Origin of the sequence: Deinococcus carri, from assembly GCF_039545055.1 — a bacterium.
GTDB classification, from domain to species: domain Bacteria; phylum Deinococcota; class Deinococci; order Deinococcales; family Deinococcaceae; genus Deinococcus; species Deinococcus carri.
The window spans coordinates 82,269-95,657 of the sequence record NZ_BAABRP010000012.1 but is presented as its reverse complement, the minus strand read 5'-3'; the positions used below and the strand labels follow the sequence as shown (position 1 = coordinate 95,657).

Below are 13,389 nucleotides of genomic sequence, written 5' to 3'. Positions count from 1 at the left end.
TGCCGGTCACGGCCCTGGTCACGTCCAGCACCAGGCGGTAGTCGTCAGGCGGCACGACCCCGAGGGCACGGGCCAGCCGCTCGTTGCTGACCTCGATGCCGCGTGCCGCGGCCTCCTCCGCCACCTCCGCGAAGTTAATGAGCTGGTACAGCCGGGCGCGGGAGAGGCCGAAGACCTCCAGCCCATACGCCTCGAAGGAGGCATGGGTGCTGCGGTAGAGGCGCTCGCCCTGGAGGGTGCGAAGGGCCTTCCCGGCCATGATGCCCGCGCGCACGCCGACGTAGACCTGCTCCTCCAGTTCGGCGCGGCGGGCGCGCTCTTCCGGGGTGAGGAGGTGGAGGACTTCAATTTCAGCGGCAGTCACGTGACTTCCTCTGCTTCTTCCGTCTCTTGGCACCGCGGCTTCCTCTAACCTGAGTGGACACCGTGACCACGGAGCCGTCGCAAACATGGGCCACACGAACGAGACCATCAGCAACGGACAACATGAACTTGAGACAGTTCTCGCCCGGCTTGATCTCTCCCTCGGCGAGCACCTGGCGAATAGCAGCTTCTGCGGCTTCGGATGGGGCGATGCCCCACCGCTGGGCAGCGCGGTCGAGGGCATGAAGGGTCACGGTGGGGGTTGCGGGAATCACGCCGGACCTCCGTCCTGCTCTGCCAGCGTGGCGAGGACCGAGCGCACCAGGGCCTCCGCAGGGTGCTGGCCGCCCTCCCCAATGTCCGGCACGGTGGGCCTGTAGTGCGCCAACGCACACCACTGCACGCTGTTCAGCCACAGGTGCGGCTGCCAGCCCTGCTGAACGCACCAGGACACCAGGGCGGCCTGGAAGATGGCGAGGCCGCCCCAGTTCCAGCGAATCTCACCGTCCGTGACCTGCGCCACCACGTCCCGCCGGTCGTCGAGCGTGACCGCGATCCAATGGGCTTTGACCTCCAGCAGCTCGGGGCAGCGCTCGGCCAAATCTCGCACCACATCCGGGAAGGGAGGGCACTCGCCACTCACAGCGGTCCCCCGTGTCCACTCACCATCTCGTCGCCCGCGTTCGGCAGCGGCTCCGGGCAGAGTGCCTCCAGCAGGGCGTCAGCGTGTTCCACGGCCTCGGCGGCGACATGCCGGGGTTCCCGTTGTGGTCCGGCGAGAATCAACGCCTGCTGGGCAGCGGAGGCCAGTTGGGCACGCGCCGACAGCACGGGCAGCACCGGGGCCGATTGCGGGTCGGCCATCAGTTCCACCACCCCTCGGCGTAGTCGGGATGGATGATCACCAGTTGGCCGCGCTCCTGCACTTCCGCCTCGCAGGCCAGCGTTAGCGCCTCAGCGTAGGCGTGCAGGTCAGTGGGGCCTGTGGCGACGGAGATGCCGCGCTGGACCCACACGCCCTCTTCCAAATGCCCGCGCGACACTGTGAAGGTCCGGGCGGTGAAGGGGGACTGCCTCCCAGTTGCATGGCTGTGGAGGTGCGACCAGCCCAAGCCCATGCGAGTGCGGTTGACCTGTTTGAGGAGGGCGAGATGGCCGCGCATCCAATCCTCGTCGCGGAGGGTGGCACCATCCACCGTCCACTCGACGAAGCTCAGGAAACTGGGCTGGCGGCTGCGCATAGTCCACCAGGGATGCACGGCGGCGAGGCGCTCGAAGATGGGTGCGAGGGGCGGCAGAGCGAGGACGGTCGGACTCACCCACCGGACAATGTCACCGTACTCGCTGCCGATTCGCCCCACGCCGTCGCTGTGGCCGCGCTGGTAGGCCTCGTCCCAGATCTCGCTGGCGCGGGGGTGGTCAGGCAGGCCGTGAACGCGCTCCAGCGCCGCACGCAGTTCGTCATCGGCGGGCAGAGGGTCCTTGCCCGCGTTGTCCCAACGCGAGTAGGCAGCGTCGCACTGTTCAAGGTGGGTGGCAAGGGCGTCGGGGGTCAGGAACTGATCGAGGTTCGTCATGGTCAGGCATTCCTTGTCAGGGCGTCGAGTTGCGCGTTCACTTCGGCCAGCACGTCGGCGGGCAGGTTCCAGAAGCCCAGGCCACCCGACACGGGCACAGGCCGAGGCAGCACGCGCACGTTGTCCAGCACCAGGGCCACGCTGCCGAAGTACCACTGCCGCTGCCCACGCGGGCAGGAATCGCCGGGCAGCAGGAGGCCGGTCACCTTGACCACGCTGGTGACGGCCTTGCTGGGCACGTCGCGGCGGCCGTACAGCACGCCGGTCAGCGACTGGATGTACTCGGCCCCCTTGCTGTCATAGGTGCCGCTGCTGTGGATGGCGAGGTCCTGGCCGACGATGCGGCGGGCCTGCGCGATGAGGTGGGCATGCGGCTCCCAGCGTTCGCGGTTCTCGACGCGCTTGCCGTACTTCTGAATGGCCGTAGGCCAGGGGGTAGAGAGAGACAGGGCTTTCAAGAGGGCATCCCTTCGTTGTTGATAAGGAGGGAGTCGCCTAGGGCGGCTCCCAGGACGGGTTCAGGTGGTAGCCGGAACAGGGAGGCGGGAGAGCAGTGCGGCCAGTGCCTGTGCCTCGGTGATGTGAACTGCGCCGCACTGCTCTCCGGCGGCGTGGGCGACGGTGACACGCCACATCCCCGCCTCGGCCTGGCTGTAAGTCACTGTCCAGCCCAGCGCGGCGAGTTGCGCGCGCTCGTCGAGCGCTAGAGCCTGTGCCGTCTCCGGGGCTTCTACCAGGACGGGCTGCTCTGGCTCGGCAGGTGCCTGCCCCCGGTCCAGCACCCAGAGCAGTTCCTTCTTCGCGCGGGTGAGTGCCACGAACTTCACGCACCGCTCGCCCTCCATCTCCTGGGGCGTGGCGGCCCGTGGGTGCGGCAGCAGCTCGCCGCGCAGGATGGCCACCCGGTCCGCCTCCAGTCCCTTCGCGCGGTGGACCGTCGAGAGGGTCACGGCGGGGCGGCTGTCGTCGAAGATGCCGTTCAGGGCCGCAATGAATTGCGCCGTAGTGCTGGGGGTGGCTTTCGACTCCACAATGCGCAGTACTTCCAGCTTGTCGTCGAGGTCTTCCAGCGCGCGGGCCACCTTGTCGACGTCGCCGTCGTAGCGCCGCCGCAGGCTCGCCGTCTGCTTGTCGCGATAGGCCGTCAGTCGGGCGGGGAACACCTCCATGTCGGCCCGCTTGCCCATGATCTTCTCGATCAGGCGAATCAGACCGGCGGCGATGTCGCGGCCGCGCACGGCTGCGTTGACCCCTTCCGCAATCAGCTCGTAACAAGTGGCAATGAGGGGAGCTGTGACGCGGCAGAGAATCAGGTCGCCGGGGGCCACGTGCTTGTGCAACTCCTCGCGCTTCACGTCGCGCACGACGCCTTCCGGCGCACCAGGGGCGGGCAGGATGTCTTTGGTCACGGTCTGCGCCAGGCGCACGTGCGAGACCGGGCAGCGGTACGTCACCGACAGGGGCAGCTCTACGGCTCCGAGCCGCTCCTTGATCACGTCCATGCTGTGGTGGTCCGCGCCGGCCCAGCCGTAAATGGCCTGGTTCCGGTCTCCGATGGCCATCACGCGCCCGCCGCGCTTCACGGCGGAGAGCACCACCTCAAGTTGTGCGGCATTCAGGTCCTGGGCCTCGTCCACGATGACGAAGTCGTAACCGCGCGGCCGCAGCTTCCACTTCGTCGGCAGGTAAATCATGTCTGTGAAATCGATCAGGCCCAGCTCGCGCGCCTGCTTCTCGCTCTCGGCCAGCACCGCAGGCAGCAGGTCCAGCACGGTGTCCTCGCACTCCACGTCCAGTTCGATGCCGTAGCGCTCAATCATGGCGCGGACGGCCTCACGGGCCGCTGGGTCAGTCAAGGTCAGACGGCAGAAGTCCGCGAGCTTGACCACACCCTCGTGGACGCACTGGTACGTGTCGGCATCTTGAATCAGCAGTTTGTCCACGAACGGCTGGGCGACTGCCTTGAGCTTGTCGCCCTTGATGTTGGGCTTGCCGCCGGGCAGGGCGCGGCGCAGGGCCATGTTGCCCAGGCTGTGAATTGTGCTGGAAGCGCAGCCGGTGGGGAGGCGGTCTTTCAACTGCTCTGCGGCGTGCTTGTTGAAAGCGAGGAAAAGGGTCTGCTGACCCTCGAGCAGGGCGGCGCATTTCACCGCCGTGGTGGTCTTGCCCGCGCCGGCGGTAGCCGCCACGATGGCGTGACCCTGGCCGCTCTGGACCCACTGGAAAATCTGCTGCTGGTATTGACTCGCCTGGAACATGATCGGTCCTTCTGGAGCACCTCTGGCGGCACTCCGGGCCTTGAAGAGGGCAAAGGGTTGGTCGAGAAGCCGTCGCGGCTTCCATCGGCAACGCTGCTGCGCTGGCTCTACGCGGTGTTCCAGGGGGACGTGCTGCTACGCTGTTCCATGTCTCTGACCTCTTGGGATGGGGACTTCAGGGGGGGCGCACTCGTTCTTGGCGGTTCGGGAAGCGCCCTTTCCTGATGCGCCCATCATAACCTATACGTTTATAATTAGCAATACGGTTATATGGATGGCAGGGACTTCCCGTTGCGGCTCTAGTCGGGAACCGGCGACCTCCTAGCCGTCACGCGCCCACCTCGTTCCAGCCGGGGCCGTACTTCTCGATCATCTGTTCGTCTGCCCGGGCGGAGAACTCGCGCCCCTGAGCGCGCCAGTCCTCGGCGGTCGGTGTGGTGCGGCTGGGGGCCACTGCGCTGGCTGCGCAGGTCCATGCGGGCATTCCAGCCATCACGCCAGGCCTGCGCGTGAAAAAGAGTCCGGCCTTTGCCGACAACCTCGCCGCTGGGCAGGGCGAGTTCGTGCCGCTCGGGGCGGGAGGGGGACGGTGCCGGGGTGATGGTGAGGGTGGTGTTCGGTCGGTGCTGGGTGGTCATAACGCCCTCCGGAGAGGGGGCCGCGCTGGGCGGCCCCACGTGGCTTCAGTCGGCGGCGGCCTGCTCGGGGGCGAGTTCCTGGGCCAGGCGCTTCAGGGCCTCCCAGCCACGCAGCTCCTCGATGTCCATGGCGTCGATTTCCTGCCGGACGAATTGCAGGTTGCTCGCCGCCGCGTTTTCAGCGGTCGGGTCATACCCCAGGTCTTCGAGCAGCTCGCCCGCTTGCACGTCGCTCAGACGCAGGACCAGGGCTTTGGCGTCTTCGCGGTACTGCACGTCATCCGGGTTCGGCCCGGACAGTTCCGGGAAGCGGGCGATGGGTGGCACGTACCCGCGCGTGGCCAACTCATCGGCGTATTCGAGGATGGCCGCGCGAATGTCCTTGTTGGTGCTGAAGTTCGCTACGTTCTGCGCGATGTAGCCCAGACCCGCGTCAGCAGCCAGATCCAGCAGGCGGTCGCGGGTGTAGGCCTTCAGGTGGTCGTCGGTGAGCCTGAACTTCACGACGGCCCGTACGTCCGCAGCGAGGCGTGTGGGGAACTCGCGTGCAGGCTTCTCCGGCGAGTACTTGTCCCAGTTGCCGTACGCCTGGGCGATCAGGATGCCCTGCAAGTCCAGAAGGTCTTCCAGGCTGAGGGTCAGCAGTTGCGACAGGAACTCGTACTCAGGAGCGTCGCTGCGGTTCCACATGCCCGCCCAACGGGACCCCAGCAGCGGCTGTCCACTGACGGGCTTCGCGCTGGGTTTCAGGTTCCCGCCGAGCTTCTCGTCCAGCTCCAGCAGCCGGGCACGCACCTCGGGCAGTTCCACGCCCTCGACGTTCTGCCAGTTCACGCTGATGGCCGAGGCGTGGGCGCTGAGCAGGGTCAGGATGGTGAGCGCCACCGCACGTTTGTGGTCCCCCAGCAAGGCTGTCCGGAGGGCTGCTGCCCGCGCCGCGTGCCCATCCACCCAGCCCGATTTGCGGATGGCTCCGCCCTCGCTGCCGGTCGCTTCTGCCGCTGTCTCCTTCCGCTCGGCAGCGCGCTGCTTGGCCTCATGGCTTTTCAGGTCTGCCGGGCGAACCCGACGGCGTTCACTCACCTCGCCGGTCACGGTGCTGATCAGAATCAGCGTTCCACACAGTTCCTTGAGGTCGCTGCGGTCAGCGTAGTTCTCCAGGTAGTAGGGAAAGTGGTCACGGTCTACCCGCATCACATCGACGAACCGCTGTTCCTTCTTGCCGCCGAGTTCTTTCTCGCGGGCCTTCACCCAGTCCATCTGTCGGGCAAGTGCGGCCTTGGGGTCAGCAAATCGGGCGGGCTGGTCACCGTAGAGGTCCTCAACGATTTCCAGGCCGCTCGCCGCCACGTCAAACTTCGCGTACTCCACCAGGAAGCTGCCGCGCTTGATCAGGTGGTGGAGGCTGCTCACGCCATCGCCCCGCTTGGCAGCCTCCAGCACGTGCTTCCGCAGCGGACCACCGGCCTGCGCGATGACCTGCGCCTGCCCCAGCCCGATCTTGCCGTCCGCAAACAATTTCCGCCCGTCCTCGCCCAGTCCCTCGGCCAGCACCAGGCGCTGGGCCACGGTGCGCCCGCTGTACCCGAAGCGCAGGGCGATGTCCTCCGGCGTCGCGCCCAGGGCCACCATCTGCGCGAAGGCGTCGGCCTCCTCGATGGGCGTCATGTTGCGCCGTTCGACGTTCTCGGCGGTCGCCAGTTGCAGCGCCTCCAGGTCGCTGAGGGGTTGCACCCGCACGGGCACCGGGTAGTCGGCGGGAATGCGGCCCTGCTCGGCCAGCAGCTTTAGGGCGCGAAGGCGGCGGCCACCGGCGACGATTTCCACGTCACGCCGGTTCTCGGTCACCCGGCCCACCAGGTTCTGCATTAAGCCTTTGTGCGCGATGCTCTCGGCCAGCTCCTCCAGCGCGCTCTGCTCGAACACTTTGCGGGGATTCAGGGGCGAGGGCACGAGTTCATGGAGTCGGAACACGTTGGAGGTGCTGTCGGCCAGGATGGACATGACGGCGGGCGAGAGAGCGGGCTGCTCGGGCAGCAGGACGGGCGTACCCGGCAGTTCGGCAGGCGTCGGCGCTGCCGTTGCCTCGTTAGCCACAGGTTCGGACATCTCGGCTACCGGTCCGTCCAGCAGGGTGAGGTTCCGGAACTTCACGACGGTGCTGTGTCCGTCGTCCTCTACCGTGCAGCACTCGCTATTGCCCGGCTCGTGGCTGACGACGACGCCAGGGAACTCCTCGACTGCCCCCGGCTCCACGCCGCTCGCCGCCTGGAAGCGGACGCGTGCGCCAACGGGGAACTGGGTACGCCACTCCTCCAACTGGGTCAGCCATTCGGCAGATACTTCATCGCGGGCCTGCTCCGGCTCGGGCTGCGCCCAGGTCGTGGCCTTCTCCAATGCGGTGATGGGCACCCACAGGCGGGTGTTGTCGGCGTACAGCAGTTGGGCATCGGTGGCCTTCAGGCCAGTGATGACGGCCAGGTCCGGACGGCCGGTCCGCACCCGAACGTCATCGCCCAACTGGAAGTCCGGCGCGGCAACGGCCGGGGCTATGGCCGCTTCCACGGCCCCCTCGGAAACGTCAACCCGCCGCAACTCCTGCAACGTCCGAATCCATAGACGCCCAGCTTTGTGGTTGGGCACCATCGCAATGCCTTTGAAGGGCACTTCCTGCTGATCGACTTCGGCAATCTGGCCGCGCATCGTCTCCCCGTCGATCTGGTACTCGACCCACTCGCCCACCCGGAACGTCTCGCCGGTCACGCGGCAGGTCGCCTCCTGCTGCGCTGCCGCTGCCGCTGCTCCGGTGGATGCGGTGGCCTTCTTGCTGCTCTTGCGGGGCTTCTTAGGCTGTTCGGCGGGTGCGGGCATGGCGGCCTCCTCAGGCTTGGCAATGTGAATCAGACAGGTGGCGACGCTGGTGCCGCTCGCCTTGAACGTGTCGGGGGCGAACTCGTGCAGGGGGCTTTGGGCGTGCTGCTCACAGAACTCGCGGAACGCGGCCACGCGCTTCCGGCTCAGCCAGGCGAAGCCGCCGGGCACGACGGCCACCAGCTCGCCGCCCGGGCGCAGGCACTTCAGGGCGTGTTCGATATGGGTGATGTACGTCTGGGTGTCACCGTCCACCGTGAACGGCGGATTCATCAGCACGTAGTCGTAGGGTGTCTCCGGGGTGAAGGCCAGGAAGTCGCGGCCCACGACGCGGTAGCCCTTCTTGCGGATGACCTGCGCCCGGTCCTCGTCCAGCTCGATGCAGTCCGGGTAGACGCCGTGCCGGTTCCACAGGTCATCCGCGATGGCCCCTTCACCGGCGCTCGGCTCCAGGAAGCGCGAACCGTTCGGCCACGGCCAAATGCGCTTGACCATCTCGGCAATGACCGGCTCGGGTGTGGGGAAGTAGGCCAGGGGGTTGCGCTTGGGCAGCTTGTCCCCGTCCAGCACTCCGGCAAGGACCTGGCGCACGTCGCTCTGGAACAGGTGCGCCTTCGCCTTGCGGTCCCACTTGCCGCCCAGTGCTTGGAGAGCCTTTGCGGTGGCCTGGTAGGTGGCGCGGTCGAGCTGGTCCGCGAGGGTCAGCGCCAACCCGTCCTCGCTGAGCGTGGCGGCGCTCAGGGCGTCCTGCACAGTGGGAGCGAGGGCGCTCACAGCCGCTCCGTATCGACGCCGCCCTGGGGGCGGTTCAGGCCCGAGACGCGGCTCTCGATGTCGGCCAGGATCGCCTCGTGCGTCGCCAGTTCGCGCAGCAGCGCCGGGGCCGTGATGCTCTCCTTCAGGGCCGCGTAGCGGTCGGCAGCCTCGACGCGCTCAGTGGGGTCGTTGTTTGGGTTCAGCGCGTAGTGCAGGGCGTTCTCCGCCGCGTCGCGCAGGGCGGGCTGGCAGCAGTCCATCGGCTTGCGCCAAAACTCACGCGGTCCGTCCTTTGTGGGCAGCGTCAGGTACACGATGCCCGGAGCGCCGCAGTGGGGGCAGTCCATCGGGGCCGCGAACTTCCGGGGGGTGCGCCGCGCTTCGCGCTGCTGCTGCTGCCGCTCGATGCTGCGCTGAAGGCCACGCTTCGCATTCGGGTGAGCGTTCAGGAGTTGGGCGAGGCTGAGGACCTGGGGGTCCACCTGCGTAGGGGTCATGTGTTCGGTGGGGTTCGTCATGGCTTCGCTCCTTGCAGGCGGGCACGCACGAGGTCGTTCACGCTCGACTTCGTGGGGATGGTGGCGGGTTGGGCAGGGACAATCTCCGCGTCCAGCAGCGCGATGAACGGCGTGCGCCACTTGTGGAGCTTCCTGGCCTTTGCATCCGCCTTCGCGGCCAGGCGCAGCTCCGCAATGCGCGCCGGGGGTAAGTCACCCCAGGCCACACGGTCGGGGTCCTCAGACAGCAACTCTTCGTAGAAGGAGTGGCCCATCTCCCGGCGCAGAACCACCTCGCCCGGCCGCGCTGCCGCCGCGTCCGGAACTTTTTCGGTGCTGGTGGCATTGTCTGCCCCAGCGTTCGCCGTGGCATTGCCCTGACCTGTGAACGTCAAGGCGTTCGCCGGGCTGGCCCCGTCAGGGGCCCCGGCGCGTTCAGCGCCGCTGGGGTTCCGTCTCCCTGGCTTTTCCTGATGCCCTGGGACAGCGGCGGCGGTGGACGAGAGTGACAGATTCGTGGCACTGCCCTCTTCTTCTTCTGTTTGTAGGCTTTGCGTAGGCTCTGCTGTGGGCTTTGATATAGATGCAGGGTTTTCCGTACGACTTGCCGTGGGGTTTCCCAACGTACTGTCGCGGGGTTTGTCCGCATCCAGATGTTGGGTTTCCCCACATCTTGTCGTTGGGTTCTGGCTTTCAAACGCCAGCCTCTCCAGGGCTTCCGCGACCGCTTCCCGGTTGGCGCGGTAGTAGTTCCTGGCCGGCACACCCTTACGCTTGACCTCGATCATGCTCGCGCAGGACTTCACGCAACGGCGCACCTGGTCCGGTGAGAGCAGCAGTTCCTCGGCCCACTCCTCGTGACTCTTATGGAACCAGCCGTCAGCATCCGTCGTCCGGTCGCCCCAGTACAGACACTGCGCGAGGAAGGCAGCACTGGTGTAGTCGCCGGTGAGCTGCACGAAGGGCACCGGGATGGGGATGGTGTTCTGGCGGCCCAGGAATTGGGCGACGAGGGACATCGCGGTGTTGCGGCTCACGCCGCCCTCCTCGGCAGCCAGCGCCCGCCCACCGCCATACAGCGGCAGTTCGGCGTCAGCAGCGGCAGCGGCACACCGGCATGTCCGGCAACAGCGGGTACCCACTCGGCCGCCTTGCCCCGCTTCCCCGGCTCAGGCTTCTCGCCCCGGGATTTGGTCCAGACGTCGTCGTGGGCCTCCCAGCCCAGCGTGCAGGCCACCATGCCGTCCCACTCCGGCTCCCCGTGGCGGCACAGCCCGCACACCTCGCCGTGCAGCGCCAGCCGGTCCTGCGCGGTGGCCGGCTGGCCGGTTATCTCGGCCACCAGCGCAGCCCGCGCCTCCTGGTCGAGCGTGCTGGGCATCGGCCCGGCCACTGTGGCCGCCAGATAGACCGCCTCGCTGACCTCGTGGTCGTTGTAGAGGTAAGTCGGGGCCTTCGCGCGTTTCTTGTGCCAGGTCGAGGCGGTGGTGCCGCAGCGTTTGCAGGTGCGTGACGTGCCACCCTCCTGCCGCCCGGAGAGGAACACCGTCCCGCCCCACTCGTGGGTGCAGGGGTGCTGCCAGTCCGCCCGGTCGCGCAGGTGGAAGCCGTCCACGCCCTCACACAGCCAGGCCTTGAACACCGGCTCAACGAACCCCGCGTCGCGCGCCACCACGTCGCACTCCGTCCGGCTGGGCAGTCGCGAGGCGTTGCGCCACAGCAGCAGTTCACGCCGCCCACTCCCCCGCACGACCACCTTCAGGTGCAGGCCGCGCGCAACGGTGTGCCGGACAATGTGTCCCTGCGTGGCCTGCTCGAACATGCTCGCCAGGACGTCCGTGAGGGGGGTCATCTCAGTCCGCGGCATGGGCCACCTCCTCCGGAGACACGGAGATGGAGTTCAGCCGGGCGAACACCCCGAACAGCGCGATGGCCGCGCCGTTGTATGCCGCCGCCGCGAGGTCCAGCGTCGGGAACAGCCCCAGGTACACCTGCTCGCCGTCCTTGTGGATGACGGCCCGGTACTTCCCCCGGTAGCGGCTGACGCCCTTCACCCGCGTCTTGTTGTTGCGGTGGACGCAGCGGTTGTAAGAGTTCTCGCGCTGCGTGCAGGGGCGCAGGTTCGCCCGCCGGTTGTCCAGCCGGTTGCCGTCGATGTGGTCCCGGTAGCGCCCGCCCCTCTCGTCGGCCAGCAGCTGGTGCATGGCGACGGTCGTACTCCGGCCCTGCTCCAGGGCGCGGTACGTGCGGGCGTAGCCGCACTTGTCCAGGTGCCAGCGGTGCTGCGAGAGGAGGGCATGGTCCGCGTCGTCGCAGAGCGCCACCTTGCCCTCACCCCGCTTCCCGTGCAGCTTGATCTCGGCCATCTCAGCCCACCGCCCCCAGCGCTTCCGCCTCGCCGGGCAGCCCGGCGGGATTCTCGCGCCACTGCGCCAGCAGCGTCTTGGGCTTCAGGCACCGCTGAAGGGCGTTCAGGGCCTTGCGGCCCTCCGCCTCGGTCAGGTCAGCGCTCGTGGCGAGCGGCACGTCCCCACGCTCAGCCAGCCAGGACGTGAAGGCGAGGCGCTGCTCCCGGTCCAGCCCCCAGCGGGGGCCTTCCAGGTGAGCGGCAATCTGGCCCTTGGTGGCCTTGCTGATGGGGTCAGTAGGGGGCGTAGGCGGCAAGTCGCCCTCCGCTTCGACTTCACGGGGCGTCGTGGTGGACTGCCGTGGGGGATGCACGCTGTTCAGGGCAGCCTTGAGGCACTTATAGACCTCGCGCTGGAGGTCCAGGTCCTCGGGCAGCTCGTACCGGAGTTGCTCCATCGCCTGCACGATGTGCGCGCCGCCGGGGGTACGCTCGTGCTCAGTGCGCGCCCACTCCGGCAGTTCGGGCACGCGCACCGGCTCGCGCTTCTTGTCGTCCCAGTCCACCCACTGCCGGGGCAGGTCGTACAGGTAGCGCCCGATGCCGAAGTGGACTGCGCAGCGCTTCAGCGCATCGGAGGCCGCGGCCTTGAGCGTACCCGCCTCGCTGGCGGTGTCTGCCTCCCCGATGTCCGAGCGGGAGACGCCCAGCACGGTGAGCGTGCCCTTCACGGTAGGGATGGGGGCAGTCGGGACGACCTCAATGTCGAAAGCCCACAGGTCCGGGCAGATGGCGTCCAGCCGGTCCATCACAGCGCGGGCGTCGATGTAGGCCATCAGCAGGGCGCGGCTGCGGTCCTTGGTCATCGCGCCGGGCTTCCAGTTCACGAGGTGGGCGGGGAAAGGCGCACTCAGGCGCTTCTGAATGTCAGAGAGTTTCACGGCAACTCCTGGGGCACGGCGGCCTGAATGCGGCGGACGACGAACAGCGCGGCCAGCGCGCCGGCGTATTCGGTGGCAGCAACCAGCAGCAGTTGGGGGTGGTCGGCGGCAGCCCAGGCCATATGGAGGCCCAGCACTGCGAACGCAGCGGCCAGCAGCACCAGCGGCGTGACCAGCAGCAGGCCCAGCGGCCCGAAACCGAGCTGAGAGCGGAGGTAGGCGCGCATCACAGCCGCCGCTCGAGGCAGGACGAGCAGATGAGGCCTGTGCAGGCCGTGCCACAACCGGCCTCACTGCACGTGCCCAGGGCCGGGGTCTGCTGCACCGGCGGCGTCTGTGGGTGGCCGCATTCCGGGCAGCAACACTCGCCCACGTCGTAGGGCGTGCTGCAGTTCTTGCACCAGGCGCTGGGGCGGTAGCCCGAGCCGACCGTGGGGCGCAACGGGGCGGGCAGGGCCTCGCGCAGCAGCTCGAGCTGCTGGAGGTTTCGAGAGGCGTGGTCAGTACTCACGATGCCCCCTCCCCTTCTCCCAGCAGAAAGTTGCAGACATCCCGCAGGGCCAGCAGTTCGATGCGGCTCAGGTTCTTGCACCCGTGCGGCACGTCGTCTTCATGGACGTTGGTTTCCGGCTCCCATAGGGTCAGGCGGTAGGGCTGTTCAGGGGCATACATGAGGGCATGGGGGTCGCGCTCCAGGCGCAGCACCTCGACCTGCCGGTAAACCTTGCCGCCGCTCACGCCGCCACCGCCTTAAGGAACGCACGCACCTTCGGCACGTTCAGCGCCCAGGCTTTGTACGCCACCTCCGACAACCTGTCGTTCTCGCGCGGCCAGGTCGTCGGGACCTTGATGGGCCGCAGCCACAGGTGGACGCCATGCTCGATCTGCACGCGCTCGATGGTCTGGTGGAGTTCATCTTCCAGGCAGGTCATGTGCCGCATGAGGCAGACGCGGCCGCTCTCGGTGTTGCCCAGCCAGCCGGGCGAGAACACCAGGTGCAGCCAGCCAGGGCAGGCGCGGTCCGCGTGGTACCAGACGCTGTGGCGGAAGAGGCGGCGCGTGTTGTCCACCAGGGTGGACACGGGCACCTTGAGCGCCGGGGGGATTGTGGCGCGTGGGCCACAGAAGTTACTCTGCATAC

Annotated in this window: 18 protein-coding genes and 1 pseudogene; all 19 read right to left on the bottom strand. The window is 67.7% G+C overall.

What is annotated here, in order from left to right:
* A partial coding sequence (locus ABEA67_RS14125) for a hypothetical protein (RefSeq protein ID WP_345466295.1) occupies nt 1–364 on the bottom strand: 364 nt, incomplete at its 3' end.
* Nucleotides 351–638: a hypothetical protein gene (locus ABEA67_RS14120; RefSeq protein ID WP_345466293.1), complete on the bottom strand. Its 288-nt coding sequence runs from the start codon at nt 636–638 to the stop codon at nt 351–353. The genes ABEA67_RS14120 and ABEA67_RS14125, both read right to left, overlap by 14 nt.
* On the bottom strand, nt 635–1,006 hold the full coding sequence (locus ABEA67_RS14115; RefSeq protein WP_345466291.1) for a hypothetical protein: 372 nt from the start codon (nt 1,004–1,006) through the stop codon (nt 635–637). Before ABEA67_RS14115 ends, ABEA67_RS14120 begins: the two co-directional genes overlap by 4 nt.
* Entirely contained in the window at nt 1,003–1,227 is a 225-nt protein-coding gene (locus tag ABEA67_RS14110) for a hypothetical protein (RefSeq protein ID WP_345466289.1), read from the bottom strand. Before ABEA67_RS14110 ends, ABEA67_RS14115 begins: the two co-directional genes overlap by 4 nt.
* Nucleotides 1,227–1,940 carry a hypothetical protein gene (locus ABEA67_RS14105; RefSeq protein ID WP_345466287.1) on the bottom strand — a complete coding sequence of 238 codons (714 nt, stop codon included), beginning with the start codon at nt 1,938–1,940 and terminating at the stop codon, nt 1,227–1,229. Before ABEA67_RS14105 ends, ABEA67_RS14110 begins: the two co-directional genes overlap by 1 nt.
* 2 nt (nt 1,941–1,942) lie before the next feature.
* Nucleotides 1,943–2,398, bottom strand: a complete 456-nt coding sequence (locus ABEA67_RS14100; protein ID WP_345466285.1) for an ASCH domain-containing protein — start codon at nt 2,396–2,398, stop codon at nt 1,943–1,945.
* Nucleotides 2,399–2,458: 60 nt separating this feature from the next.
* Complete coding sequence (locus ABEA67_RS14095) at nt 2,459–4,198, bottom strand: UvrD-helicase domain-containing protein (RefSeq protein ID WP_345466283.1); 1,740 nt, start codon at nt 4,196–4,198, stop codon at nt 2,459–2,461.
* A gap of 328 nt (nt 4,199–4,526) precedes the next feature.
* The gene (locus tag ABEA67_RS14090; protein ID WP_345466281.1) at nt 4,527–4,682 is read right to left on the bottom strand and encodes a hypothetical protein; all 156 of its coding nucleotides are present in this window, start codon (nt 4,680–4,682) and stop codon (nt 4,527–4,529) included.
* A 199-nt stretch (nt 4,683–4,881) separates the two neighbouring features.
* Nucleotides 4,882–8,481, bottom strand: a complete 3,600-nt coding sequence (locus tag ABEA67_RS14085) for a ParB/RepB/Spo0J family partition protein (protein ID WP_345466279.1) — start codon at nt 8,479–8,481, stop codon at nt 4,882–4,884.
* Nucleotides 8,478–8,981: a hypothetical protein gene (locus ABEA67_RS14080; RefSeq protein ID WP_345466276.1), complete on the bottom strand. Its 504-nt coding sequence runs from the start codon at nt 8,979–8,981 to the stop codon at nt 8,478–8,480. The genes ABEA67_RS14085 and ABEA67_RS14080 overlap by 4 nt, the downstream gene beginning before the upstream one ends.
* The gene (locus ABEA67_RS14075) at nt 8,978–9,997 is read right to left on the bottom strand and encodes a hypothetical protein (RefSeq protein WP_345466274.1); all 1,020 of its coding nucleotides are present in this window, start codon (nt 9,995–9,997) and stop codon (nt 8,978–8,980) included. Before ABEA67_RS14075 ends, ABEA67_RS14080 begins: the two co-directional genes overlap by 4 nt.
* Nucleotides 9,994–10,827 carry a hypothetical protein gene (locus ABEA67_RS14070; protein WP_345466272.1) on the bottom strand — a complete coding sequence of 278 codons (834 nt, stop codon included), beginning with the start codon at nt 10,825–10,827 and terminating at the stop codon, nt 9,994–9,996. Before ABEA67_RS14070 ends, ABEA67_RS14075 begins: the two co-directional genes overlap by 4 nt.
* Nucleotides 10,814–11,326, bottom strand: a complete 513-nt coding sequence (locus ABEA67_RS14065) for an HNH endonuclease (RefSeq protein ID WP_345466270.1) — start codon at nt 11,324–11,326, stop codon at nt 10,814–10,816. Before ABEA67_RS14065 ends, ABEA67_RS14070 begins: the two co-directional genes overlap by 14 nt.
* A 1-nt stretch (nt 11,327) precedes the next feature.
* Nucleotides 11,328–11,486: a hypothetical protein gene (locus ABEA67_RS19475; RefSeq protein WP_425557201.1), complete on the bottom strand. Its 159-nt coding sequence runs from the start codon at nt 11,484–11,486 to the stop codon at nt 11,328–11,330.
* A gap of 140 nt (nt 11,487–11,626) precedes the next feature.
* A pseudogene (locus ABEA67_RS14060) lies at nt 11,627–12,248 on the bottom strand (Rad52/Rad22 family DNA repair protein); the annotation flags it as partial.
* Nucleotides 12,245–12,475 carry a hypothetical protein gene (locus tag ABEA67_RS14055; protein WP_345466268.1) on the bottom strand — a complete coding sequence of 77 codons (231 nt, stop codon included), beginning with the start codon at nt 12,473–12,475 and terminating at the stop codon, nt 12,245–12,247. The gene ABEA67_RS14055 and the pseudogene ABEA67_RS14060, both read right to left, overlap by 4 nt.
* Nucleotides 12,475–12,759 (bottom strand): hypothetical protein, encoded by a 285-nt coding sequence (locus ABEA67_RS14050; protein ID WP_345466266.1) that lies wholly within the window; start codon nt 12,757–12,759, stop codon nt 12,475–12,477. The genes ABEA67_RS14055 and ABEA67_RS14050 overlap by 1 nt, the downstream gene beginning before the upstream one ends.
* The gene (locus ABEA67_RS14045) at nt 12,756–12,986 is read right to left on the bottom strand and encodes a hypothetical protein (protein WP_345466263.1); all 231 of its coding nucleotides are present in this window, start codon (nt 12,984–12,986) and stop codon (nt 12,756–12,758) included. Before ABEA67_RS14045 ends, ABEA67_RS14050 begins: the two co-directional genes overlap by 4 nt.
* Nucleotides 12,983–13,387 carry a hypothetical protein gene (locus ABEA67_RS14040; RefSeq protein ID WP_345466261.1) on the bottom strand — a complete coding sequence of 135 codons (405 nt, stop codon included), beginning with the start codon at nt 13,385–13,387 and terminating at the stop codon, nt 12,983–12,985. Before ABEA67_RS14040 ends, ABEA67_RS14045 begins: the two co-directional genes overlap by 4 nt.
* Nucleotides 13,388–13,389 lie beyond the last annotated feature (2 nt).

Excerpts from the sequence above, each read along its gene's own strand:
- ABEA67_RS14110 (WP_345466289.1), bottom strand. The coding sequence starts at position 1,227 with ATGGCCGACCCGCAATCGGCCCCGGTGCTGCCCGTGCTGTCGGCGCGT.
- ABEA67_RS14105 (WP_345466287.1), bottom strand. The coding sequence starts at position 1,940 with ATGACGAACCTCGATCAGTTCCTGACCCCCGACGCCCTTGCCACCCAC.
- ABEA67_RS14095 (WP_345466283.1), bottom strand. The coding sequence starts at position 4,198 with ATGTTCCAGGCGAGTCAATACCAGCAGCAGATTTTCCAGTGGGTCCAG.
- ABEA67_RS14090 (WP_345466281.1), bottom strand. The coding sequence starts at position 4,682 with ATGCCCGCATGGACCTGCGCAGCCAGCGCAGTGGCCCCCAGCCGCACC.
- ABEA67_RS14080 (WP_345466276.1), bottom strand. The coding sequence starts at position 8,981 with ATGACGAACCCCACCGAACACATGACCCCTACGCAGGTGGACCCCCAG.
- ABEA67_RS14070 (WP_345466272.1), bottom strand. The coding sequence starts at position 10,827 with ATGCCGCGGACTGAGATGACCCCCCTCACGGACGTCCTGGCGAGCATG.
- ABEA67_RS14065 (WP_345466270.1), bottom strand. The coding sequence starts at position 11,326 with ATGGCCGAGATCAAGCTGCACGGGAAGCGGGGTGAGGGCAAGGTGGCG.
- ABEA67_RS14055 (WP_345466268.1), bottom strand. The coding sequence starts at position 12,475 with ATGCGCGCCTACCTCCGCTCTCAGCTCGGTTTCGGGCCGCTGGGCCTG.
- ABEA67_RS14040 (WP_345466261.1), bottom strand. The coding sequence starts at position 13,387 with ATGCAGAGTAACTTCTGTGGCCCACGCGCCACAATCCCCCCGGCGCTC.